General features: G+C 69.0%; 20 protein-coding genes. 9 read left to right on the top strand and 11 right to left on the bottom strand.

Translation table 11 applies throughout. The features are described from left to right. Positions 1–9 precede the first annotated feature (9 nt). Together aftC and msrB are read left to right on the top strand one after the other, a co-directional pair. Complete coding sequence (gene aftC / locus ABGB19_RS04620) at positions 10–1293, top strand: arabinofuranan 3-O-arabinosyltransferase (RefSeq protein ID WP_347684465.1); 1284 nt, start codon at positions 10–12, stop codon at positions 1291–1293. Positions 1294–1331: 38 nt separating this feature from the next. After that, a complete protein-coding gene (msrB, locus tag ABGB19_RS04615) occupies positions 1332–1748 on the top strand; it encodes a peptide-methionine (R)-S-oxide reductase MsrB (RefSeq protein ID WP_347684463.1) in 417 nt (138 codons plus the stop codon). Here the strand turns inward: msrB and ABGB19_RS04610 are convergent. Genes ABGB19_RS04610 through hemE form a run of 5 tightly spaced genes read right to left on the bottom strand, consistent with a single transcriptional unit; the run spans position 1708 to position 7586 of the window. Continuing rightward, positions 1708–4038, bottom strand: coding sequence for a bifunctional diguanylate cyclase/phosphodiesterase (locus tag ABGB19_RS04610; protein WP_347684461.1), 2331 nt, complete (start codon positions 4036–4038; stop codon positions 1708–1710). The two genes, msrB and ABGB19_RS04610, sit on opposite strands and share 41 nt — an antisense overlap. 51 nt (positions 4039–4089) lie before the next feature. After that, the gene (locus ABGB19_RS04605; RefSeq protein ID WP_347684459.1) at positions 4090–4401 is read right to left on the bottom strand and encodes a hypothetical protein; all 312 of its coding nucleotides are present in this window, start codon (positions 4399–4401) and stop codon (positions 4090–4092) included. A 53-nt stretch (positions 4402–4454) separates the two neighbouring features. Next, positions 4455–5150 carry a hydrogen peroxide-dependent heme synthase gene (hemQ, locus tag ABGB19_RS04600; RefSeq protein ID WP_347684457.1) on the bottom strand — a complete coding sequence of 232 codons (696 nt, stop codon included), beginning with the start codon at positions 5148–5150 and terminating at the stop codon, positions 4455–4457. Positions 5151–5154: 4 nt separating this feature from the next. Next, a complete protein-coding gene (locus tag ABGB19_RS04595; protein ID WP_347684455.1) occupies positions 5155–6525 on the bottom strand; it encodes a protoporphyrinogen oxidase in 1371 nt (456 codons plus the stop codon). After that, positions 6522–7586: a uroporphyrinogen decarboxylase gene (gene hemE, locus ABGB19_RS04590; protein WP_347684737.1), complete on the bottom strand. Its 1065-nt coding sequence runs from the start codon at positions 7584–7586 to the stop codon at positions 6522–6524. The genes ABGB19_RS04595 and hemE overlap by 4 nt, the downstream gene beginning before the upstream one ends. A gap of 121 nt (positions 7587–7707) precedes the next feature. Between hemE and ABGB19_RS04585 the strand changes: the two genes are divergently transcribed. From ABGB19_RS04585 to ABGB19_RS04575, 3 genes are read left to right on the top strand one after another with little or no spacing between them, the layout of a single operon-like run. Beyond that, the gene (locus ABGB19_RS04585; RefSeq protein WP_347684453.1) at positions 7708–8289 is read left to right on the top strand and encodes a DUF3000 domain-containing protein; all 582 of its coding nucleotides are present in this window, start codon (positions 7708–7710) and stop codon (positions 8287–8289) included. A gap of 47 nt (positions 8290–8336) precedes the next feature. Continuing rightward, positions 8337–9617 carry a ribonuclease D gene (locus ABGB19_RS04580; protein WP_347684451.1) on the top strand — a complete coding sequence of 427 codons (1281 nt, stop codon included), beginning with the start codon at positions 8337–8339 and terminating at the stop codon, positions 9615–9617. Between the two features lie 10 nt (positions 9618–9627). After that, positions 9628–10137: a phosphate-starvation-inducible PsiE family protein gene (locus ABGB19_RS04575; protein ID WP_347684445.1), complete on the top strand. Its 510-nt coding sequence runs from the start codon at positions 9628–9630 to the stop codon at positions 10135–10137. Here the strand turns inward: ABGB19_RS04575 and dxs are convergent. Both dxs and nhaA read right to left on the bottom strand, forming a co-directional pair. Beyond that, positions 10134–12056: a 1-deoxy-D-xylulose-5-phosphate synthase gene (dxs, locus tag ABGB19_RS04570; RefSeq protein ID WP_347684443.1), complete on the bottom strand. Its 1923-nt coding sequence runs from the start codon at positions 12054–12056 to the stop codon at positions 10134–10136. The genes ABGB19_RS04575 and dxs overlap by 4 nt on opposite strands. 28 nt (positions 12057–12084) lie before the next feature. After that, entirely contained in the window at positions 12085–13413 is a 1329-nt protein-coding gene (gene nhaA / locus ABGB19_RS04565) for a Na+/H+ antiporter NhaA (RefSeq protein ID WP_347684441.1), read from the bottom strand. A 264-nt stretch (positions 13414–13677) separates the two neighbouring features. Here nhaA and ABGB19_RS04560 point away from each other — a divergent pair, with 264 nt between their 5' ends. The 4 genes from ABGB19_RS04560 to ABGB19_RS04545 all read left to right on the top strand — a co-directional run bounded on the left by ABGB19_RS04560 (position 13678) and on the right by ABGB19_RS04545 (position 19865). After that, positions 13678–14973 (top strand): polysaccharide pyruvyl transferase family protein, encoded by a 1296-nt coding sequence (locus ABGB19_RS04560; protein WP_347684439.1) that lies wholly within the window; start codon positions 13678–13680, stop codon positions 14971–14973. Between the two features lie 13 nt (positions 14974–14986). After that, on the top strand, positions 14987–16195 hold the full coding sequence (locus ABGB19_RS04555) for a helix-turn-helix domain-containing protein (protein ID WP_347684437.1): 1209 nt from the start codon (positions 14987–14989) through the stop codon (positions 16193–16195). A 293-nt stretch (positions 16196–16488) separates the two neighbouring features. Then, complete coding sequence (locus ABGB19_RS04550) at positions 16489–19377, top strand: UPF0182 family protein (RefSeq protein ID WP_347684435.1); 2889 nt, start codon at positions 16489–16491, stop codon at positions 19375–19377. Positions 19378–19403: 26 nt separating this feature from the next. After that, positions 19404–19865, top strand: coding sequence for a hypothetical protein (locus ABGB19_RS04545; protein ID WP_347684433.1), 462 nt, complete (start codon positions 19404–19406; stop codon positions 19863–19865). Here ABGB19_RS04545 and ABGB19_RS04540 read toward each other — a convergent pair. Genes ABGB19_RS04540 through ABGB19_RS04525 form a run of 4 tightly spaced genes read right to left on the bottom strand, consistent with a single transcriptional unit; the run spans position 19850 to position 24079 of the window. After that, entirely contained in the window at positions 19850–20347 is a 498-nt protein-coding gene (locus ABGB19_RS04540) for an MSMEG_6728 family protein (RefSeq protein ID WP_347684431.1), read from the bottom strand. The genes ABGB19_RS04545 and ABGB19_RS04540 overlap by 16 nt on opposite strands. Positions 20348–20375: 28 nt before the next feature. Further along, a complete protein-coding gene (locus ABGB19_RS04535) occupies positions 20376–20822 on the bottom strand; it encodes an SRPBCC family protein (RefSeq protein ID WP_347684735.1) in 447 nt (148 codons plus the stop codon). Positions 20823–20864: 42 nt separating this feature from the next. Beyond that, a complete protein-coding gene (locus ABGB19_RS04530; protein ID WP_347684429.1) occupies positions 20865–22088 on the bottom strand; it encodes a TRAM domain-containing protein in 1224 nt (407 codons plus the stop codon). Further along, positions 22085–24079, bottom strand: coding sequence for an APC family permease (locus tag ABGB19_RS04525; RefSeq protein WP_347684427.1), 1995 nt, complete (start codon positions 24077–24079; stop codon positions 22085–22087). The genes ABGB19_RS04530 and ABGB19_RS04525 overlap by 4 nt, the downstream gene beginning before the upstream one ends. Positions 24080–24122 lie beyond the last annotated feature (43 nt).

The following is a 24122-nucleotide window of genomic DNA, read 5'->3' as shown; positions in this document are numbered from 1 at the left end:
CGTGCGGTCGTGCGCGATCTTGTCCTCACCGCTTTCCGGCCTCGCACCTCCCCGCCCGGCGTCGCGACGTTGTTGCGATCGATCCTGTGGCCGCTGGCGATCCTGTTCATCATCCACCGCAGCTACGTCCTGGCGACCAACGGCTACATCACCGACGACTACGGGCCCGTCTACCGCGCCGTCGTGAACTTCAAGATGGGCTGGGACATCTACAACGAGCACTTCGACCACGTCGACCCGCACTACCTCTACCCGCCGGGCGGCACGTTGTTAATGGCGCCGTTCGGCTATCTGCCCGTCGACGCATCGCGGTACTGGTTCATCACCTTCAACACGATCGCCATCCTGTTGGCCGCCTACTTCCTGGTGCGGCTGTTCGGCTACGACTACCGGTCGGTGGCGCTGCCCGCGCTGCTGGCCGCCATGTTCTGCACCGAAAGCGTCATCAACACACTGGTTTTCGGCAACATCAACGGCTGCATCCTGCTGCTGGAGGTGCTGTTCTTCCGCTGGCTGCTCGACGGGAACCGCAAGCACGAGTGGTGGGCGGGCATCGCGATCGGCCTGAGTCTGGTGGTCAAACCGATCCTGGCCCCGCTGTTGTTGCTGCCGCTGTTGAATCGACAATGGCGGCCATTGGTGGCCGCGGTCGCGGTGCCGGTGGTGTTCAACGCCGCGGCGTGGCCGTTGATCAGCGACCCGATGAGCTTCATCACGCGGACCGTGCCGTACCTGCTGGTCACCCGTGATTACTTCAACAGCTCCATCGCGGGCAACGGGATCTACTACGGCCTGCCGATGTGGCTGATCATGTTGCTGCGCATCGCTTTTGCCCTTCTGGCGGCGTACACGCTGTGGCTGCTCTACAAGTACTACCGCGCGCGCGACCCGCTGTTCTGGATGATGACGTCGTCGGGTGTGCTGCTGATCGCGTCGTTCCTGGTGCTGTCGCTGGGTCAGGGCTACTACTCGATGATGTTGTTCCCGTTCCTGATGACGGTGGTGTTGCCGAATTCGGTGCTGCGCAACTGGGTGGCGTGGGTGGCGATCTACGGGTTCATGAGCGCCGACCGTTGGTTGCTCGGCCACTGGCCGACGACGGGCCGCTTCCTGGAGTACATGAAAATCACCTACGGCTGGGGCTTGATGCTGGTGGTGGTGTTCTCGGTGCTGTACTTCCGCTACCTGGACGCCAAGGCCGAGGGACGTCTTGACGACGGCATCGACCCGGTGTGGTTGAAAAAGCAAGAACCTTCCGCGCCTTCGAAACCGGTCGCGCCGCCGATCAGTTGACCGTCGCAGGTGCCGCCGAACGCGGCTAACGTGGAACCATGACGACACCGGCCCCCAAGTTGCAGCTGTCCGACGACGAGTGGCGCCAGAAGCTCACCCCGGAGGAATTCGCCGTCCTGCGCCAGGCCGGCACCGAGCGACCGTTCACCGGCGAGTACACCGACACCAAGACCGAGGGCGTCTACGAGTGTCGCGCGTGCGGGGCCGAGTTGTTCCGCAGCACCGAGAAATTCGAGTCGCACTGCGGCTGGCCGTCGTTCTTCGATCCGGCCGACAGCGACGCGGTGATCCTACGCAGCGACGAATCACTGGGCATGCGCCGCGTTGAGGTGCTCTGCGCCAACTGCCACAGCCACCTCGGCCACGTCTTCGAGGGCGAGGGCTACCCCACCCCGACCGACAAGCGGTACTGCATCAACTCGATTTCGCTGCGCTTGGTTCCCGAGGCGTCGTGACCGTCCGGTCGGGCGAGAACAGCAGGTCGAGGATCCCGACCGGGGTGAGCGGCGGGCTGTAGAGGTACCCCTGCACGACGTCGCACCCGTAGGAGCGCAGCCGCGCCGCCGCCTCGCCGTTCTCGACGCCCTCTGCGACAGTGACCGCGTTGAGGGCATGGGCCAGGTCGATGACGGCGTGGATGATGGACGCCGACCGCCAGTCGACCAGCACCGGCGCGACGAACTGCCGGTCCAGTTTGATCTCGTCGATCGGCAGCTCCCGCAAGTACGACAGCGCCGAGTAGCCGCTGCCGAAATCGTCGATGGAGATGCGGATTCCGTGGTAGCGCAGCTTGTCGAGGATCTTGCGGGTGCGGTCGAGGTTGTTGAGCAGCAGGTGTTCGGTGATCTCGACGGTGAGCGTGTCGGTGGGCAGGTTGCGGGCCGTCAATGCGTCGACGATCTGCGAGGGCAGCCGCGGATCCTCCAGCGACGGCGCGAACAGGTTGATCGCGATCGGCAGGCCGACACCCTTCGATCGCCACCAGGCCGCGTCGTCGAGAGCCCGCGCGACCACGAACTCCGTCATCGACCCCATCAGGCCGTGGCGGCGCACCAGCGGCAGGAAGTGATCCGGACCCAGCAGCCCGCGCTCGGGGTGCGGCCAACGGATCAGCGCCTCGACGCCGACGATCTCACCGGAGGCGAGGTCGAACTTCGGTTGGTACACCAGGCTCAGATCGAAGTTCGCGATCGCCTGGCGCAGTTCGCCGAGCATCCGCACGGCCATGGCGCCCCGGCGCTTGACCGCCCCGTTGGGCGCCGACTGGAACAGGTACATGTCGGGGCTGAAGGTGTGCACCCGGCCGGTTCCGGAACGCTTCGCCGAATACATCGCTGCGTCAGCCTGTTTCAGCAGCACCTCCGGCGTCGTGTCCCGACCGTCGGTGCCGGCGAGCGCAAGGCCGACGCTGGGACGGATGGCCAGGTCGTGCCCGTCGATGGCGAACGGGTCATCGAACGCCTCGACCACCCGGTCGGCGACGACCCGCACGTCCTCGATGCCGCCCTCCATGAGCACCGCGAGCTCGTCACCGCCGACGCGGGCGACGGTATCGCTCTCCCGCACCGATGCCGACACCCGTGAAGCGGCCTCGACGAGCACCGCGTCGCCCACCCAGTGCCCGAGACTGTCGTTGACGAGCTTGAAGTCGTCGAGGTCCAGCGACATCACCACAACCGACTGACCGTCGCCCCGGTGCAGCTGCAGGGCATGCGTCAGGCGGTCGTAGAACAGGGTCCGGTTGGCTAGCCCGGTGAGCGGATCGCGCAACGCCTGGGCGGCCGCGGTCGCCAGCAGCCGCCGGTTCTCGCCGACGACGAGCACTTGGCGCGCCAGCAGGATCAACACGATGACCACCGAGGACACCACCAGCGGGCCCAGCGAGTCCATGGGCATGAGCTCGGGCATGCACACCACCGCGGCGATCACGACGGGCACATACGGCAGCCACAACTCCGGCCGCGTCGGGACGTATTCCACCGTCAAGTCGCTCTGCGACACCCGAGAGCCGTGCAGGCCGGCCAGCGCCAGCAACAGCAGCCCACCGACCCACCCGACGTCGACCAGGCTGCCGGCCTCATACGCGCCGCGCGCGCTCAAGTAGGTGAACAGCGTGTCGGACAGCGCATTCAGCACGTTGCCCGCGGTGAGCAGGACCAGCGTGAGGCGATGGGCGGTGCACGCGCGCATCAGTACCAGCACCGCCACCGTGATGATCATCAGGTCGGTGATCGGGTACGCGAGCGAGACGCTCAGCGCCAGCGGCCCCTGCACTCCGGCCGACGGGTAGACGTCGCGGAGCAGCACAAGCCAATAGACCTCGAACATCGCGGCCGCGACGAGTAGCCCGTCGAGCACGATCCGTGCCTGCGACCGATTCGAATAGCCGACGGGGAACAGGATCAGCGCCATGATGGCGCCGACCGGATACAGCAGGTAGCCGATGTCCGCGACCGACGGAGTCGACACCTGTCCCAGCACGAGGTAGAGGAGCGCGCAGAGGATCTCGCCGAACGTCCACCCGCCCAGCCCGACGGTCATCCAGGTCCACGCCTGCCGCTGCCGGCCCTGAGCGGACCGCGCGGCCAGGGCCGAACAGACGGTGGCGAAGACGGCGAACCCGATCATCCCGAGCGAATCGACGACGCGCACCGTCGACTCGCCACCCCAGCCGCCGATCAACCAGACCGTGAATACGATTGCTGCGCCCGTGGCGATACTCGCAACTCTGGCGAACGTCGACACCGCACCGAGGCTAGCAACAAATGAGCACGGCTAAGTGGCGAGCGGGAGACCCTACGCGGGGTAGACGGCGAACTCGGCGCGGTCGGCGGTGTCGGCGACGCACTGGAACAACAACGGCGCGGTCATCGCGTTGCCGGAATAGCAGGTGAACGGGCCGATCACCTGAAACTTGTCGCCGTTCAGGTCGTACTGGACGGCGAAATCCGACGCCGTGACGCAGTCGATGTCGCCGGCGGTGATCTCGATCTGCTGGCCCGCGCGCGGCGGGCACTGGAAGCCGTTCTGCGCCTGCACGACGCCGACGGACCCCGCCGCCACCGCGGCGACCGACACCGCCGCGGCCCCCCATGCCTTCATGCTCATGGACTCATGATGAACGGGCACCACCGTTGCCACGGCGTTTGCGGTGAATCGGGCTAAGGCAACCGCTCGATCAACTGCTCGGCGCCGACCCGCGGGCCGGTGAAGAACGGCGTCTCCTCGCGCACATGGCGCCTCGCGTCGGTGGCCCGCAGGTCCCGCATCAGGTCGACGATGCGATGCAGTTCGGGCGCCTCGAACGCCAGGATCCACTCGTAGTCGCCGAGCGCGAACGCCGGCACCGTGTTGGCTCGCACGTCCTTGTAGCCGCGGGCGGCCATGCCGTGTTCGGCCAGCATCCGCCGACGCTCCTCGTCGGGCAGCAGATACCAGTCGAGCGAGCGGACGAACGGGTACACGCAGATGTAGTGGCCGGGCTCCTCGCCGGCCAGGAACGCCGGGATGTGGCTCTTGTTGAACTCGGCCGGGCGGTGCAGCGCGACGTTGCTCCACACCGGCGTACTGGCCCGCCCCAGAGCGGTCGTGCGACGGAAGTCCGCATAGGTGGCCTGCAACGCCTCGACGGTCTCGGCGTGCGTCCAGATCATGAAGTCGGCATCGGCGCGCATGCCCGCGATGTCGTAGAGGCCGCGGACCACCACGCCGCGCTCCTCCTGCTGCTTGAGGAACGTCGCGGTCTCGTCGACCACCGCGGCGCGCTCGTCGCCCAGCTCTCCCGGCCGCACCGAGAACACCGAGAACATCAGGTAGCGAATGGTGGCGTTGAGCGTGTCGTAGTCGAGCTTGGACATAGGCCTATCGTGCCACGCGCGTGGTGACGAGTGAGGCCGCCGCCCTGGTGGCCGCCGACACACACGCGGGCACGCCGATGCCGTCCAGATACCCGCCCGCGACGGCGATCGTCGGCGGCAGCCCTGCCCGCAGTTCGGCGACGAGCCCGGCATGCCCGGGGCCGTACTGCGGCATCGCGTCGATCCACCGTTGCACACGGCAGTCGACGGGCTCGGTGGTGACGCCGAACAGCGACTTCAGGTCCTGCGCCGACCAGTCCAACAGGTCCTCGTCCCCCGCGCTGCGAGCCAGGTCGTCACCGAACCGGCCGAACGACAGCCGCACCAGCTCGACGTTGCCGCGCTGCCCCCATTTGCGAGTCGTCAGCGTGATCGCCTTGGCGCGCAACCGTTCTCCGCTGGCCATCAGCACACCGGACTGCTCCGGCACGGGGGTGCCGCCGGGCAAAGCCAACGCCACCAGTGCGGTCGACGCCACCGGAATCCGGCGGGCGGCCGCCGCCGTCCGCGGCGCGATACCGGCGACCAGTCGTGCCAGCCGCGGCGCGGGGACGGCCAGCACCACCGCGTCGGCGTGATGTCGCACGCCCTCGTCGTCGACCAGTTCCCAGCCGCCGCCGGCGGTCGCGCCGGGCCACCGGTTCACCTGCTCCACGGCCACCTGCAGCCAGCGCGCCCCCGCACGCCGGACGAGCTCGTCGACCAGCACCGAGTAGCCGCCGTCGACCGCGCCGAAGACCGACCCGGTGCTCGGTGGCGGCAGCGCTTCGCGGACCGCCTCGGTCAGGCTGCGCGCGCCCCGATCCAAGACCACCGCCAGCGTCGGGACCGCCGAGCGCACCCCGATCGTGGCCGCCGATCCCGAGTAGACGCCCATCAGCAGCGGTTCGACCGACCGGGTCACCACCTGCGCGCCGAACCGGTCGCCGACCAGCTCGGCCACCGTCGGGTCCGCGCCCGGCCGCCACGAGAACGGCCGGTTCGGCTCGTCGTACATGCGCGCGATCGTCGCGTCGTCGACCAGCCCCGCCAGGGCCGACGGCTGCGCCGGGATCCCCTGCAGCGTGCCGACGGGCAGCGGGTGCAGCCGCGCCTGGCTGTAGATCAGCGGCCGCGCACCCGTCGTCCCGACCTGCCTGTCGGCCAGCCCCAGTTCGGCCAGCAGGGCGGGGACCTCCGGGCGCCGCGCCACGAACGCCTCCGCCCCCACGTCCATCGGCTGGCCGCCGATCCGCTCGGTGCGCAGCACCCCACCCAGCCGGTCGGCGGGGTCGAACAGCGTGATCGACGCATCGGGTCCCGCGGCCACCCGCAGCCGGTAGGCGGCGACGAGTCCTGAGATACCGCCGCCGACAACGCAATACGAGATGCTCACAGCGAATGCACCAACGCCACCACATCGGTGATGATGCCGGGATCGGTGCCGGGCAGCACTCCGTGGCCGAGGTTGAACACGTGGCCGGCCGCACCGGCGTCGACCGCGCGTCGGCCCTCGTCGACGACGGTGCGCGCGGCCTTCTCGGCCACCTCCCAGCCGGCCAGCAGCACCACCGGATCGAGGTTGCCCTGCAGTGCGGTGCCCGCTTGCACCCGGGCGGCGGCGTCGGGCAGCGCGGTGCGCCAGTCGACGCCGACGACGGGCGGGGCGCCGTGCCCGGAGACGGCCTGCGACATCGCGCCCAGCAGTTCGGCGGTGCCCACCCCGAAGTGGGTCATCGGCACGCCCGCGGACGCCAGCGACGCGAACACCCTGGTGCTGTGCGGCAGCACGTGGGCGCGGTAGTCGGCCAGCGACAGCGTGCCTGCCCACGAGTCGAACACCTGGATCGCGTCCACCCCGGCGTCGACCTGGGTCCGCAGGAACGCGATCGTCACGTCGGTCAACGCCGTCATCAGCGCGTGCCAGGTGTCGGGTTCGCCCAGCATCATCGCCTTGGTGTGCTCGTGATTGCGGCTCGGACCGCCTTCGACGAGGTAGGAGGCGAGCGTGAACGGCGCACCGGCGAACCCGATCAGCGGTACGTCACCGAGTTCGCTCACCAGCATCCGCACCGCTTCGGCGACCGGTGCAACCTGTTGGCGCTCGAGCGGTTTCATCGCCTGTACGTCGGCGGGACAGCGGATCGGGTGCGCGATGACGGGGCCGACGTCGGGCACGATGTCGAGGTCGATGCCCGACGCGCGCAGCGGCACGACGATGTCGGAGAACAGGATCGCGGCGTCCACGCCGTGCCTGCGGATCGGCTGCATCGTGATCTCGGTGATCAGTTCGGCGTCGAAGCAGGCCTGCATCATCGTGTTCTTGGCCCGCAAGGCGCGGTACTCGGGCAGCGAGCGGCCGGCCTGCCGCATGAACCACACCGGCACGCGGGTGGGTTTGCGGCCGCCGGCGGCGGCCAGGTACGGCGACTCGGGCAGGTCACGGCGGTTGTTCATCGGCTTCAATGCTGCCATGCGCGCGCGGTGGGCCCCCGTGTCGCCTCCGCGGCGGCCCCGGGACCGGCGAATCGGCGCGCCACGCGCACAGACCTGCCCAGATGGGCTAGCGTCAAACGTCGTGACCACCGCCGAACCGGCTCAGTTCCGCGAAGCGGTGGCGGCGATGAACGCCACCACCGTGCGACCGGAGATCGAGCTGGGCCCGATCCGCCCGCCGCAGCGGCTGGCGCCGTACAGCTATGCGCTGGGCGCCGAGGTCCGCCACCCCGAGACGGCGATCGTCCCGGAGCGCTCGGAGGGCGACGCGTTCGGACGCCTGATCCTGCTGCACGACCCCGAGGGCGCCGAGGCGTGGGACGGCACGATGCGGCTGGTCGCCTACATCCAGGCCGACCTCGACTCCAGCGAGGCCGTCGACCCGCTGCTGCCCGAGGTGGCGTGGAGCTGGCTCGTCGACGCCCTCGAGCAGCGGGCCGAGCATGTCACCGCACTGGGCGGAACGGTCACCGCCACCACGTCGGTGCGGTACGGCGACATCTCCGGCCCCCCGCGCGCCCACCAGCTCGAGCTGCGAGCGTCGTGGACGGCGACGACGCTGGAGCTGGGCCCGCACGTCGAGGCGTTCTGTGAGGTGCTCGAGCACGCGGCCGGCCTGCCGCCGGCCGGTGTGACCGACCTTGGCTCCCGCACCCGCGCCTGACGATGTCGGACGCATCCGAAACCACCGAGGCATCCGAGGCGCCCGAGGTGTCTGAGGCCGGGCAGGCCGAGTCGGATGCGCAGCAGCCCGAGCCGGAGGCCACCCCGCTGCTGGCGCCGCGTGACGGCGTGCCCGAGCTGTCGATCAGCACCAGCGAGATCCGCAAGGCCGCCGAGTTGCTCGATTCCGGGCACGGGCCCTTCGCGGTGGACGCCGAGCGTGCGTCGGGCTTCCGCTATTCGAACCGGGCGTACCTGATCCAGATCCGGCGGGCCCGCGCGGGCACCGTGCTGATCGACCCGGTCAACCACGGCGGCGATCCGGTCGCCACCCTGGCGCCCATCGCCGAGGTGCTGGCCTCCGACGAATGGGTATTGCACGCCGCCGACCAGGATCTGCCGTGTCTCGCCGAAGTGGGGATACGGCCGGTCACGCTGTACGACACCGAACTGGCGGGCCGGCTTGCGGGGTTCGACAGGGTCAACCTCGCGGCGATGGTGCAGCGCCTGCTCGGCCTGCAGTTGATGAAGGGACACGGGGCCGCCGACTGGTCCAGACGGCCGCTGCCCGACGAGTGGCTGAACTACGCGGCACTGGACGTCGAGGTGCTGCTCGACCTGCGTCACGCGATCGACGCGGTGCTCGAGGAGCAGGGCAAAACCGATTGGGCGGCACAGGAATTCGAGCACCTGCGGACCTACGAGGCGGCCCCCACCCGGCGCGACCGGTGGCGCCGCACGTCGGGCATCCACAAGGTTCGCGATCCGCGCGCATTGGCGGCGGTGCGCGAGATGTGGACGACGCGCGACAACATCGCCCAGCGCCGCGACATCGCGCCGGGCCGCATCCTGCCCGACGCGGCAATCATCAACGCCGCCACCGTCGACCCGGACTCCGTCGAACAACTGACCGCGCTGCCGATCTTCGGTGGCGCCCGGCAGCGCCGCAGTGCCAGGGTGTGGCTGGACGCGCTCGCGCGGGCCCGGACGACGCAGGATCCGCCGACGGCCCAGGAGTCGCCGAACGGTCCGCCGCCCGCGTCGCGCTGGGCCAGGCGCAAACCCGAGGCCGCCGTCCGGCTCGAAGCAGCCCGCGCCGCGCTTTCCAAACTGTCGCAACGGGTTTCGGTGCCCGCGGAGAACATCCTGTCCCCCGACACCCTGCGCAGGCTGTGCTGGGACTGGGAGCCCGTCGACGACAGGGCGACCGTGATCGAGGCGTTCCTGCGCGGGGCGGGCGCGCGACGGTGGCAGCGCGAGTTGGCGGTGCCGGTGCTCACCGAGGCGTTGACCACCGCCGACGCTCAGCTCGAAGCCCAGATGAAATAGCGAGGCTCCGGTGGCAGAACAAGACGAAACCGAAAACGAAGAGGACCGGCAGCGGTTCGCCGACCGGGTCCTGAGCTTCGCCGAGGACGCCGTCTACTGGGCCATCGCCGTCGTTCTGCTCACCGGGTCGGTGGCGCTACTGGTCGCGCAGGTCAACACGGTCTTCCGGGGACTGGGCGAAAGCCCGACCAGCGCGGTCATGCTCGAGGTCCTCGACGGCCTGTTGTTGATCTTCATCTTCGTCGAGTTGCTCTACGCCGTACGCACCTCGCTGCGCTCACACGAGATCGTCGCCGAGCCGTTCCTGATCGTCGGCATCCTGGCCTGCATCAAGGAGATCGTCGTGATGTCCGTCGAGGCGGCCAAACTGGTGCCGAGCGGTCCGGAATTCGCGCGCGCCATCGTCCAGGTAGGCGTGCTGGGCGGCCTCGTGCTGATCCTGACGGTATCGATCTTTGTGCTGCGGGTGCAGCGCCGCGGCGCCAGCGACGAAGCCGCCGAGGTCGCCGACGAGAACTAGTCCAGGCGCTCGCTGACTTCGTTCTCGCTGGCCTCGCTGACCGGGGTGCCCTGGGCGGCGACCCAGCCGGTGATCTGGCGGGCCACGTTGCGATCGGTCAGGCCGACCTCGCTGAGCACCTCACCGCGCGACGCCTGTGCGAAGAACTCCTGCGGCAACCCGAGGTCGCGGCACGGCACGTCGACCTCCGCGCGGCGCAGCGTCGCCGACACGGCCGACCCGACGCCGCCGTTGACGCCGTTGTCCTCGAGCGTCACCACGAGCTTGTGCCCGCGCGCCAGGGTGGCCAGCACCTCGGGCACCGGCAGCACCCAGCGCGGGTCGACGACCGTCACGCCGATGCCCTGGTTGCGCAGCAGTTCGGCCACGGACAGCGCCATCGCCGCGAACGGTCCGACGGCCACCAAAAGCACGTCGTCGGACACGCCTTCCCCGGGGACGGCGAGCACGTCGACGCCGTCGCGGCGTTCGACGGCCGGGATGTCTTCGCCCACATCGCCTTTCGGGAAGCGGATGGCGGTCGGGCCGTCGTTGACGTCGAGGGCCTCGCCCAGCTCCTCACGCAGCCGCGCACCATCGCGCGGCGCGGCGACCCGCATGCCCGGCACGATGCCCAGCATCGACAGATCCCACATGCCGTTGTGGCTGGCGCCGTCGGGACCGGTGATGCCCGATCGGTCCAGCACCATGGTGACCGGCAGCTTGTGCAGCGCGACGTCCATCATGACCTGGTCGAACGCGCGGTTGAGGAACGTCGAGTAGACCGCCACGACCGGATGAAGACCACCCATCGCCAGGCCGGCCGCCGACGTCATCGCGTGCTGCTCGGCGATGCCGACGTCGAAGAACCGGTCGGGGAACCGCTCGCGGAACTTCGTCAGCCCCGTCGGGCCGGGCATCGCGGCGGTGATCGCCACGACGTCGCGGCGCCGGGCCGCGTAGCTGATCAGCGCCTCGGAGAACGTCGACGTCCACCCCGGCCCGGGCACCGACGTCGCGAGCCCGGTCTCCGGGTCGATGACGCCGCACGCATGCATCTGGTCGGCCTCGTCGTTCTCCGCGGGCGGGTAGCCCATGCCCTTACGGGTGACGACGTGCACGATCACCGGCAGGTTGAAGCCGCGCGCGTGCCGCAGCGCGGACTCGACCGCCTGCTCGTCGTGGCCGTCGATCGGGCCGACGTATTTCAGCCCCAGGTCGGTGAACATCACCTGCGGGGACAACGCATCCTTGATGCCGGCTTTCATGCTGTGCATGAACTGGTAGCAGATCTCGCCGATGAGCGGCATGCCGCGCACCGCCCTGCGGCCCTCTTCGAGCACCCGCTCGTAGCCCGGCTGCAGCCGCAGCCCGGCCAGGTGTTCGGCGAACCCGCCGATCGTGGGCGCGTAGCTGCGGCCGTTGTCGTTGACGACGATGACGACCGGGCGGCGCGCCGCCGCGATGTTGTTGAGCGCCTCCCAGCACATGCCGCCGGTCAGCGCGCCGTCGCCGACGACGGCGACCACGTGACGGTTGCGGTGCCCGGACAGCTCGAACGCCTTGGCCAACCCGTCGGCATACGACAGCGCGGAGCTGGCGTGGCTGGACTCCACCCAGTCGTGCTCGCTCTCCTCGCGGGACGGATAGCCGGACAGCCCGCCCTTCTTGCGCAGCGAGTCGAAGTCGTGGCTGCGGCCGGTCAGCATCTTGTGCACATAGGACTGGTGCCCGGTGTCGAAGATGATCGGATCGTGCGGCGAGTCGAACACCCGGTGCAGGGCGAGCGTGAGCTCGACCACGCCGAGGTTCGGGCCGAGATGCCCGCCGGTTGCAGCGACCTTGTGAATCAGGAACTCGCGAATCTCGCGTGCCAAATCGCTTAGCTGCGACTGTGTCAGGTGCTGCAGATCGGCGGGCCCGCGGATCTGTTCAAGCATCCCGTCAGTCTACGCACGCATGTCGTAGTCAGTCGTGTCGAGCCTGGTAGATGTCGGGCACACCGTCGAGATCGGAATCGGCGGTCTCCTGCTGCCAGATGGCCCGATATTGCCTGTTCCGCAGGCGTAGCAGCACGGCGGCGAGCAGAGCGGCCAGGACCGATCCGGCCAGCACGCCGACCTTCACAAATTCGTCACGCTCGGACCCCTGTCCATAGGCGAGATCGCCAATGAGCAGCGATACCGTGAACCCGATCCCGGCCAGCATCGAGATGCCGAGCACGTCGACCCAGCGCAACGCCGAGTCCAGCTTCGCGCGCGTGACGGCGGCGAGGATCCGCGTGGTGAGGAAGATGCCGACCGGCTTGCCCACTACCAGACCGAGCACGATGCCGATCGTGATCGGATCGGACAGCGCCCGGGTGAACCCGCTGAACCCGCCGATGTGCACCCCGGCGGCGAAGAATGCGAAGACCGGTATAGCGATCCCCGCCGACAGCGGGCGCAGGAGATGTTCGAAGTGCTCGGCCAGACCGGGCCCCGCCTCCGGGCCACCCGCAGCGGCCGAGCGCAGCACCGGCACGGTGAACCCGAGCAGCACCCCGGCCACCGTCGCGTGCACACCCGACTCGTGCATCAGCGCCCACGTCGCGGCTGCCAGTGGCAGCAGCAACCACCAGGACCGAATCCGGCGCTGCACGCAGAAACCGAACAGCGCCAGCGGGACCAGCGACAACAGCAACGCCGTCGCGTTGATGTCCTGGGTGTAGAAGACGGCGATCACGGTGACGGCCAGCAGGTCGTCGACCACCGCCAGCGTCAGCAGGAACGTGCGCAGCGCGGCGGGAAGGTGGGTGGAGATGACGGCGAGCACCGCCACGGCGAACGCGATATCGGTCGCCGTCGGAATGGCCCAGCCGCGCGTCGCCCCGTCGCCCACCGGAAGGGTCACCGCGACGAAGATCAACGCAGGAACCACCATTCCGCCGACGGCCGCCGCGATCGGCAGCGCCGCCCGGCCGGGGTCGCGCAGATCGCCGGCGACGAATTCCCGCTTCAGTTCCAGGCCCACCACGAAGAAGAACACCGCGAGCAAACCGTCCGCCGCCCAGGTGCCCAGAGACAGATCCAGGTGCAGACCGAAGGGCTCGCCGCCGACCTTCAGGTCACGCAGTGAGAAGTACGCATCCGACCACGCCGAATTCGCCCACACCAGCGCGACCGCCGAGGCGACGAGCAGGACCGCGCCACCGACCGTCTCCTTCCGCAGGATGGACGACACGCGGCTGGTCTCCGACCAGGAACCGCGCGTGAACAACGCACGCTGCGTGAGTCTGCGGAAGGGGTTGGTGGTCATGGTCTGCCCTACAGGGTTGTTCGCGGTCGGTCAGTACGCGCCGACCAGACTTCCCGGCACACCATCGACCACCACCCTATTGCATGCAGCCCCGCTGCGCGGAGTTGCGGTGCGCGCGAGCGATTTGCCGACTCGCGGCGCAATCGCAGGTGCCGTCGACTACGATCGCTAGCTGGCGCGCCGGGAAGCCTGGTCGGCAACTGTCTGTCGCACACCCTGATTCGGGTTGTGCGGCAGATGTGTCGTCGATCAGGAAGGCCGCCGGTGCACGCAGCCACATCACCGCCCCAGGGCTCGATCCGGACGCGCGGCCGCAAGCGTGACGACCTCATCTACCTCATTGCCCCGAGCGGCAATCCGAACTACGGCGACGAATTCATCGTGCGTGCCTGGCTGCGCCACCTCGCCGTCGTCCGGCCTCACGCCGACGTCGTCGTCGACTGCCACACGCCCGGGCAGGCCGCCGTCCTGCTGCAGGGCAGTCATCCGCGGTTGACGTTCGTCGACACCATCTGGCGGATCTGCTTCCAAACCGCTCACCTTCCGCCTGCGGAAGCCGCCGCGGTCAGCCAGGACGTCATCGGCAATCCGGGTCGCATGCCGAGGATCGTCTCCGGGATCGAACTGCTCGCCCGCGCGGACACGGTGCACCTGGTCGGCGGCGGTTACGTCAACGCCGTGTGGTCCCACCACATGGCGCTGTTGGCCGCGGCCGCCGCAGCGGCCGACCGGTCCGGGGGCCGGGCACTGGCGACCGGGCAGGGACTGGTCCCCGTCGGCGAGGACGACCGGCTCACCCTGCTTCGCGAATTGCAGTCCCGTTTCGCGCTGTTCGACGTCCGCGACGGCCCGTCGCTGGAATCGATTGCCGGAGCCGGTGGTTCGTCCACGTTGACCGGCGACGACGCGTGGCTGGGCATCGGTGAGGACGGTGTGTACGACACCGTTTCGGAGGCCGCGAAGCGGCCCGTCGTGTTCTGTCTGCAGTCCGACCTGATGGAGGACTTCGCCAAGGGCGAGGGCACCGAGGGGCTCACCCGGGCGATCACCCGGCTCATCGAGCAGTGGGGCGTGGCCGGCGACGACGTCGCGGTGATCGAGGGCATTCCCGGCGCGGACCGCATCGTCTTCGACCGGGTGTCGCATCTGCTGCCCGGCGCCCTCTTCGTGCCGTTCACGACGATCTGGACCGACGGGTTGCCGGCCACGGCGAAACAGGTGTGGGTCAGCACGCGGTTTCACCCGCATCTCCTTGCCGCCGCGGTGGGGGCCAGTGGGTTGGCGTTGTCCGGCCGCGCGGACTATTACCCGAACAAGCACCAGTCCCTGGTCGAGGCCGGGTCGCGCTGGCGGATCGCGGACTCCATGGAACTGCCACCCACCCCGGTGCACGACGGCGGCTTCACCCCGGAAGCGGTGATGCTGCAACGCGGCAGGAAAGCGGCCCTGGCGGCCGAGATCTATCCACCCGAGCAGTCCCCGATGCGGCGGGCGCGCAACAGCCTGCGACTGACCATGCGCCGGTCAGCGGGCAATCCGCGGCACCGGCCGGGCGGCTAGCCTGTAGTCGTGGTTGCCGCAACCGCGCAACGACGGCTCGCGGAGGTGCGCGCTGACTGATCGCGAACGTCCGGGTCTCGACGCGTCGGCGATCGCCGACACCGCCGCCGCGAACGCGGACGCGACCGACGCCGGTCATCTCGCGGGTTTCGTCGAGATGCTGCTGGCCGTCAGCGCGACCGGCCGCAGGCTCACGCCCGGGGAGGTCGATTCCCGAAGGGCGCTCGGGGCCGCCGGGGCGGAGCGCAACGTCGCACTGCGATGCCTCATCGACCTGTACCTCAACGCCACCTGGCTCACCTGGCGCGAACTGCCCGCGATCAGAGGAGCCAGCGGCGAGCAGGTACGCGATATCGCCGAATGCGTCCTGCGTGCCGCCGATGACGCCATCGTCGCGCTGGCCGACGGCTACGACGAGGCTCAGCGGGCCGTACTGCGGGAAGAGGAGGCGCGCCGACGGGAGTTCGTCGACGACCTGCTTGCCGGGCGCAGCGGTCTCGGCCGGCTCGCGGAGATGGCCGAGCGGTTCGGCCTGCGGATCGCGGGGCAGTTGATCGTCGCCGCGGTGCAGTCCGACCGCGACTTCGTCGACGGCGACGCCGTCACGCGGTCCATCGAGTCGGCGATGCTGGAGCAGTTCGGCCCCCGCGACGTCCTGGTCACCACCAAGGACGGCATGCTCATCTGCGTCGCCTCGGCGGCCGTCCACGAGCCACTCGCCGCGCTCGCCGGCCATGTCGAGACGACACTCGCCGATTCCGGGCACTGGCGCATGGGCGTCGGCCGTCCCCATCCCGGCCCGGGTGGCGTCGTGCGGTCCTACGAAGAAGCCAGGGGCACCATCGAGTTGGCCGCGGCGCTCGGCCTGCCCGCGCGGGTCGTGGACACGGCCGATCTGCTCGTCTTCCAGGTTCTGCTTCGCGACCGTGCCGCCATCATCGACCTGGTCGACACCGTCCTCGGGCCGCTGGTGCGCACGCGCGGTGGAGCCGAACCCCTGTTGCAGACGCTGGAGGCCTACTTCTCGGTGGGCGGCGTCACGGCCGCCGCAGCCCGTCGCCTCTACCTCAGCGTGCGTGCTGTCACCTACCGCCTCGACCGGATCCGGAGCCTCACCGGCAAGGACGTCAACGACCCGACGGATCGGTTCACGTTGCAGGCCGCCGTGATGGGAGCCCGGCTGCTCGGTTGGCCGGCCGTCGCCCTGCCGCGGACGGAATGAATGGACTCCCGCGGCCAGCTTGCCGGAATCCGGCAGTGTGAGTGCGGTCAGACTGGCAGGCGGCACACCTTGAAATCGGCGTCCGCGGGTGACGACGATGGTCGTATCAGTCCGCTACCGGGACTGTTCAATTGACGTCGCCTCAGACCGATTCGTGAACATCGCGCCCCGGGACGGGTCGCGAACGAAGCACTCGAGGTGGAGCACCGATGGGGACAATTTCGACCGGCGACTCCTCCTCGGGAAAGCGGCCACCGCCCAAAGTGCCGCCACTGACCAGACGCTCCCGTTTGATGTTGCGCGCGGGCGTGGTGCTGCTGGTCGTCCTGCTGGCCGGTCCACGACTGGTGGAGATCTACGTCGACTGGCTGTGGTACGGCGAGGTGGGCTACCGCGCCGTCTGGCTGACGGTGCTGATGACCCGCCTGCTGACCTTCGCCGCGGTGACGACGATGGTGGGCGGCATCATCTTCCTGGCGATGGCACTGGCCTACCGGTCACGACCGGTGTTTGCGCCCGTCACGCGCGGCAACGATCCGCTCGCGCCGTACCGCGCCGCGGTGATGGGCCGGACCCGGGCGGTCGGATTCGGGGTCGCCGGCGTGGTCGGCGTGATCGCGGGACTGATCGCACAGTCCAACTGGGCGACCGTCCAGATGTTCCTGCACGGTGGTTCGTTCGGCGTCGACGATCCCGAATTCGGCCACGACATCGGCTTTTTCGTGTTCGACCTGCCGTTCTACCGCTCGGTGCTGAACTGGCTCTTCGTCACCGTCTGCCTGGCCCTGGCGGCGAACCTGGTGACGCACTACCTGTTCGGCGGTATGCGGCTGGGTTCGGGGGACGGTCTGTTGACCTCGGCGGCCCGCGTCCAGTTGGCGGTCCTCGCGGGAAGCGTAATCCTGCTCAAGGCCGTCGCGTACTGGTTCGACCGCTACGACCTGTTGACCGCCTCGCGCAAGGAGCCGACGTTCCGCGGTGCCGGCTACACCGACATCAACGCGGTACTCCCCGCCCGGCTGGTGCTGCTGGCCATCGCGGTGCTGTGCGCCGCGTCCTTCTTCGCCGCGATCTTCCTGCGCGACATGCGGATACCGGCGATGGCCGCCGCGCTGCTGGTGCTGTCGTCGCTGCTGGTGGGTGGCGGGTGGCCGCTGCTGATGGAGCAGTTCTCGGTGCGCCCGAACGCCGCCGACGTCGAGCGCCCGTACATCCAGCGCAACATCGACGCGACCCGGCAGGCGTACCGGCTCGACGGCGACCGCATCGAGTACCGACCGTATCCCGGGGTGGGAACCAAGAATCCACGCGAGGTGCCCGCCGATGTGACCACCATCGCCAACGTGCGCCTGCTCGACCCCAACGTGCTGTCGCGGACCTTCACCCAGCAGCAACAGCTCAAGAACTTCTACAGTTTCCCCGACGAACTCGACATCGACCGCTACCGCATCGACGGGGAGCTGCAGGACTACATCGTCGGAGTCCGGGAGCTCTCACCGGACAGCCTGACCGGTAACCAGACCGACTGGATCAACCGGCACACCGTCTACACGCACGGCAACGGTTTCGTCGCCGCCCCGGCGAACCGGGTGAACGCGGCGGTGGGCGACGCGGCGGAGGCCGCCGAGAGCAACAGCGGCTACCCGATCTACGCGGTCAGCGACATCGCGACCCAGACCGCCGACCGGCAGGTCATCAAGGTCGAACAGCCGCGGATCTACTTCGGCGAGGTCATCGCGCGGTCGGCACCGGACTATGCGATCGTCGGCGGCGGGGTCGATGCCCCGTCGCGCGAATACGACACCGACACCTCGACATACACCTACACCGGAACCGGCGGGGTGCCGATCGGCAACTGGCTGCACCGCACCGTGTTCGCGGCTAAGTTCGCCGAACGCAACATCCTGTTCTCCAGGGCGATCGGCTCGCGCTCGAAGGTCCTGTTCCATCGCGATCCGCAGGACCGGGTGCAACGCGTCGCTCCGTGGTTGACCACCGACTCCAATTCGTACCCCGCCGTCGTCGGCGGGCGGATCGTGTGGATCGTCGACGCGTACACCACGCTCGACAGTTATCCCTACGCACAACGCAGTTCGCTGGAGGGAGCCGTCACGACGGCCACCGGCACCGTGCGCCCGGGCAGGCAGGTCTCGTACGTGCGCAACTCGGTCAAGGCCACCGTGGACGCCTACGACGGCGCCGTGACGCTGTATCAGTTCGACACCGAGGACCCGGTGCTGAACACCTGGATGAGCGCCTTCCCCGACGCGGTCAAGCCGGAGAGTGAGATCTCCGACGAACTGCGCACCCACTTCCGCTACCCCGAGGACATGTTCAAGGTGCAGCGGGACCTGCTGGCGAAGTACCACGTCGACGAGCCGCGAGAATTCTTCACCACCAACGCTTTCTGGTCGGTCCCCAGCGACCCCACCAACGACGCCAATCCGGCCCAGCCGCCGTTCTACGTGCTCCTGGGCGACGAGGAGACGGCACGGCCGTCGTTCCGCCTCGCCACCGCCATGGTCGGCTACAACCGCGAGTTCCTGTCCGCATACATCTCGGCGGACTCGGACCCGCAGGACTACGGCAAGCTCACGGTGCTGCAGTTGCCGACCGACACCCTGACCCAGGGGCCGCAACAGATTCAGAACTCCATGATCTCGGACACCCGGGTGGCGTCGGAGCGCACGCTGCTCGAACGCTCCAACCGCATCCACTACGGGAACCTGCTGACGTTGCCGATCGCCGACGGCGGTGTGCTGTACGTCGAACCGCTCTACACCGAACGCATATCGACCAACCCCAACAGTTCGACGTTCCCCCAACTGTCGCGAGTGCTGGTCAGCTTCCGAGAGCCCGGGGCCGGCGGCGTGCGCGTCGGCTACGCGCCGACGCTCGCCGAAGCACTCGACCAGGTGTTCGGGCCCGGCACCGGACGTGCGGCCACCGCCCCGGGCGGTGACGCGGCGAACGCGCCGCCGCCGGCCGCCCGGCCGGGTGCCGCGCCGCCGGCCTCGGCTCCCGCACCGGAGCGCCCTCCCCCCGACGGGGCCATCCCACCGGCCACCGGCGGTGACTCCCCGACTACGGCGGCCGAACTGCGCGAGGCGCTGGCCGAGATCCGCGCCGCGCTCGACCGCATGGAGCGTGCGGTCGACGCGATCGAATCCCCTGGCCCGTAGTAGCCGGCGCCCGCTATCGTCGTTCGGTGATCGTCGAGCGGCGAAGCGTCGTCGATGCCCCCGTCGAGCAGGTCTGGCGGCGCGTCGTCACGCCCGAGGGCATCAACCACGAGTTGCGTCCGTGGCTGACGATGTCGATGCCGCGCGGCGCGAAGGACCTCACCGTCGACACCGTGCCGGTCGACGAACCGGTCGGCCGCTGCTGGATGCGCCTGTTCGGCGTACTGCCGTTCGACTACGACGACCTGACGATCGCCGAACTGTGGCCAGGCCGCGGGTTCGACGAGCAGTCGACGATGCTGAGCATGCGCTCGTGGCGCCATCAACGCACCCTCGAACCCGAGGACGGCTCGAAAACCGTTGTGCGCGATCGGCTCACCTTCGAGTTGCGGGCACCGCTGCGGTGGTTGACGCAGGTCGTCGGGGCCGGCATCGGCGCGTTGTTCACCCACCGCCAGCGCCGACTGCGACGTTACTTCGGCGGTTGACCGTCGAGCGCGACGCGCCGCGACCGGTCGGATCCGGGCCAGACGTAGGACAGGTCGTCGGGGACGTCGGGGAAGAACGTTCGGTAGTGCCCGGGGTCCTTGCGCACCAGCACCGACTGGTGGCTGCGGTGAAACGCCGGATCGCCCAGCCACGGCGGTAGTTCGCCCGCCGCCGCCAACTCCTGCTGGCTGCGCGGGACGCCGAGACCGGTCGCGTCGGTCAGGTCGGCGACCATCGTTGTCGCGCAGGTGTCGGCGTGGCCGAGCCGGCACCATGCGGCGCAGACGTCGAGCCCGTAGCGGACCAGCGCCTCCTCGTAGCCGGCCCACATCGCCGCGGCCGGATGGTGCCGCCACCCGTAACCGGGTCTGGTCAGCGCGCGCACCACCTGGATGGTTTCGACGCGCTGCTTGCCCAGCCGTTTGACGTCGAGGACACGGGCCGAGTCGTCGAAACCCGGGCACGGCAGGAATGTCTGCATCGGAAGTGGGATACCCGTTTGTGGGCGTTCACTCTGCGGTCGGGGTCGCTTCGAGGATCGCCTTCAACCGTTCGAGGTCCTTGCCGGTCGCCCGCTTCATCGCCGCGCCGATCATCGGCGCCGCGAGGCCGGAGAACCCCAACGGCTCGCCCCGGTTGCGCAGCGTCATGCGCGTGTGCCCCGGCCCAGCGTCGTCCCACTCGTAGACGGTTTCCATCGGGAAGGGCCCTTCGGCGGTGCGCATGACGAAGCGGCGGTCGACGGTGAACTCGACGACCTCGTAGGTGTAGGCCATCCGGCGACCCAGGAACTTCGCGACGAAGGCGAACCGCGAGCCCACCGCCAGCGGGGGCGTCGTCTCCCACCGCACGCTGACGATGTTGGCGTACCACTCGGTGGCGTTGTCCGGATCGGCGGCGTACGCCGCCACCACCTCGCGCGGTCGGCGGATGACGATCTCGACGCTGACGTCCACAGGTGGCAACGGAACTCCCTCGACGAGATCGGAGTCTACGGCTCACCGGCACAGCACCGCCACGCACTCGACGTGGTGGGTCAGCGGGAACGAGTCGAACACCCGGACGTCCTCGACCGTGTACCCGTGACCGCGGTACAGCCCGATGTCGCGCGCGAAAGATGCTGCCTCACAGCCGATATGGACGACCCGCTGGACGTCGGCGGCGGCCAGTAGGTCGATCACCTCGCGGCCCGCACCCGCGCGCGGCGGGTCGAGCACCGCGACGTCGGCCCGTCGGCGCTGCGCGGCCAGTGCGCGGCGCACCGAATCGGTGACCACCGACACCTGCGGCAGGTCGGCCAGCGCGGCGCGGGCCGCTCGCGACGACCCCCGCGACGTGTCGACGCTGACGACCTTGCCGCGGTCGCCGACCCCTTCGGCCAGCACCGCAGCGAAAACCCCTGCGCCGCCGTACAAATCCCATGCGGTCATCCCCGCCGACAGCTGCGCCCAGCCGGCCACCAGCTCGCTGTAGCAGCGGGTCGCGTCGCGATGGGCCTGCCAGAACGCCGTCACCGGCACCCGCCAGACCCGCTGTCCGACGCGCTGGACCGCCTCGTAGTGACCCTCGACCACCTGGGTGAGGCCCTTGCGTGCGGTGCGCGGACCGGTCTGCACGACGTGCCGGTCGCCGTCGTCGTCGAGCGCGACATGCACCTGGGCGCCGGGTGGCCACCTGCGCGACTCCAGCCCGTCGAGCATCCCGTCGGGCAACTGGGCGCAGTCCAGGTCGGTGACGAGCTCGGCACTGTGGAAGCGGTGGAAACCCGCGCGGCCGTCGCCGGCGGTGTCCAACCGCACGCGGGTGCGCCATCCCGTCGCGCCGACATCACCGACCGGCTCGGCGGCCGCGTCGGCCTCGTCGCGCCACACGTACCCGCCGAGTCGGGACAGCTGATTGGCGACGACGGCGCCCTTGAGCCTGCGCACCGCGGCCGGCTCGGCGAACGCCAGGTCGCAGCACCCCGCACCGTCGACACCGGCGATCGGGCAGATCGACTCGACCCGGTCGGCGGACGGCTCGACCACCTCGACCGTGTCGGCGTTCCAGTAGGACCCGTGCTCGGCGACCACCCGGGCCCTGACCGTCTCCCCCGGCAGCGCGTAGCGCACGAACACCACGCGGCCCTCGTGGCGGGCCACGCAGCTGCCGCCGTTGGCGGGCGGTCCCACGGTCAGCGTGAGTTCGGACGGCCCGCCCGAGCGGTCCGTGGCGGCGGTCAATCCAGGAAACCCCTGCGCGCGTCGCCCGGAGCCGACTGCGGCTGCAGGGTCTTGAGGCGCTCCGACGAACTCAGTTGCCACGGAACGGAAGTCACCATCACGTTCGGTTCGAACAGCAGCCGTCCCTTGAGCCGCAGCGCGCTCTGGTTGTGCAGCACCTGCTCCCACCAGTGCCCGACGACGTACTCGGGGATGAAGACTGTGACAACGGTGCGCGGTGAGTTTTTCGTGATTCGCTTGACGTAGTCGAGCACCGGACGGGTGATCTCCCGGTAGGGCGACGCGATCACCTTGAGAGGCACGTTGATGTCACTTGCCGCCCATCGGTCCACCAGAGCGCGGGTCTCGCCGTCGTCGACGCCGACGGTGATGGCTTCGAGCGTGTCGGGTCGGGTTGCCCTGGCGTAGGCCAGAGCGCGCAGCGTCGGCAGGTGCAATTTGCTCACCAGGACAACGGCGTGGTTGCGGCTCGGCAGCACCATGCCGTCGTGCTCGGCCTCCTGTTCCTCCAGTTCGCGGGCGACAGTGTCGTAGTGGCGGTGGATCATCTTCATCAAGATGAACAGCGCGCCCATGGCGAGGACGGCGATCCATGCACCGGCCACGAACTTCGTGATCCCCACCACCACCAACACCGAGCCAGTGGCGATGAAGCCGACCGTGTTGATCATGCGCGATCGGACCATCTTTCGGCGGACGGCGACGTCGGATTCAGTGCGTAGCAGCCGCGTCCAGTGCCGGACCATCCCGATCTGGCTCAACGTGAACGACACGAACACGCCGACGATGTACAGATGAATGAGCGCGGTGACCTCCGCGCGGAACGCGACGATGAACGCGACGGCGGCCAGGGCCAGGAACACGATGCCGTTGGAGAACGCCAGGCGATCGCCGCGGGTGTGAAGTTGACGGGGCAGGTAGCGATCCTGCGCCAGGATCGAGCCCAGCACCGGGAAGCCGTTGAAGGCGGTGTTGGCCGCAAGCACGAGAATCAGCGCGGTCACGCCGGTGATCAGGTAGAGCCCCAGCGGGAAGCCGTGGAATATCGTCTCGGCCAGTTGGGCAACCAGCGTCTTCTGCTGATATCCCTCGGGGGCACCGATCAACTGCTCCTCGGGGCGCTCCGCCACCTTCACACCGGTCGCCATCGCCAACAGGATCATGCCCATGAACAAGGAGACGGCGATGACGCCCAGCATCAGCAGCGTGGTGGCGGCGTTGCGCGACTTCGGCTTGCGGAAGGCGGGTACACCGTTGCTGATCGCCTCCACACCGGTCAGCGCGGCGCAGCCTGACGAGAATGCCCGGGCGACGAGGAACACCATCGCGAATCCGAACAGGTCCTCATGTTCGGCGGCCAGCTCGAACGAGGCGGATTCGGCTTGCAGCGGCTCGCCTAGGAAGTAGATCTGAATGACGCCCCAGGCGATCATCACGTACATCCCGAACAAGAAGGCATACGTCGGTATCGCGAATGCGGTGCCCGACTCCCGGATCCCGCGCAGATTGATAGCCGTCAGCAAGAAGACCGCCGTAACCGCGAACAGCACCTTGTGGGTGTCGACGAACGGGATGGCCGAACCGATGTTGGACGCGGCCGATGAGATCGAGACCGCGACCGTGAGGATGTAATCCACCAGTAGCGCGCTGGCGACAGTCAAACCCGCCGTCGGCCCCAGATTGGTGCTCACGACCTCGTAGTCGCCGCCGCCCGACGGATAGGCGTGCACGTTCTGCCGGTAGCTCGCGATCACGATGAGCAGCACGACCGCCACCGCGACGCCGATCCACGGGGCCATCGAGTAGGCGGCGAGCCCGGCCACCGACAGCATCAGGAAGATCTCTTCGGGCGCGTAGGCGACCGAAGACATCGGGTCGGAGGCGAATACCGGAAGTGCTATCCGCTTGGGGAGCAGTTGATGCGACAGCTTGTCGCTCCGGAATGGCCGGCCAAGAACCAGTCGCCGGGCGACGGTCGAAAGCTTGGACACGAGTGCCAAGGTTAAGCCCAGGAGCGCATGCTTGTAGCGTTCC

Source organism: Mycobacterium sp. B14F4, assembly GCF_039871645.1.
In the GTDB taxonomy this organism is placed as follows: Bacteria; Actinomycetota; Actinomycetes; order Mycobacteriales; family Mycobacteriaceae; genus Mycobacterium.
The sequence above is the reverse complement of the archived record's forward strand: the minus strand, read 5'-3'. Positions and strand labels throughout refer to the sequence as shown.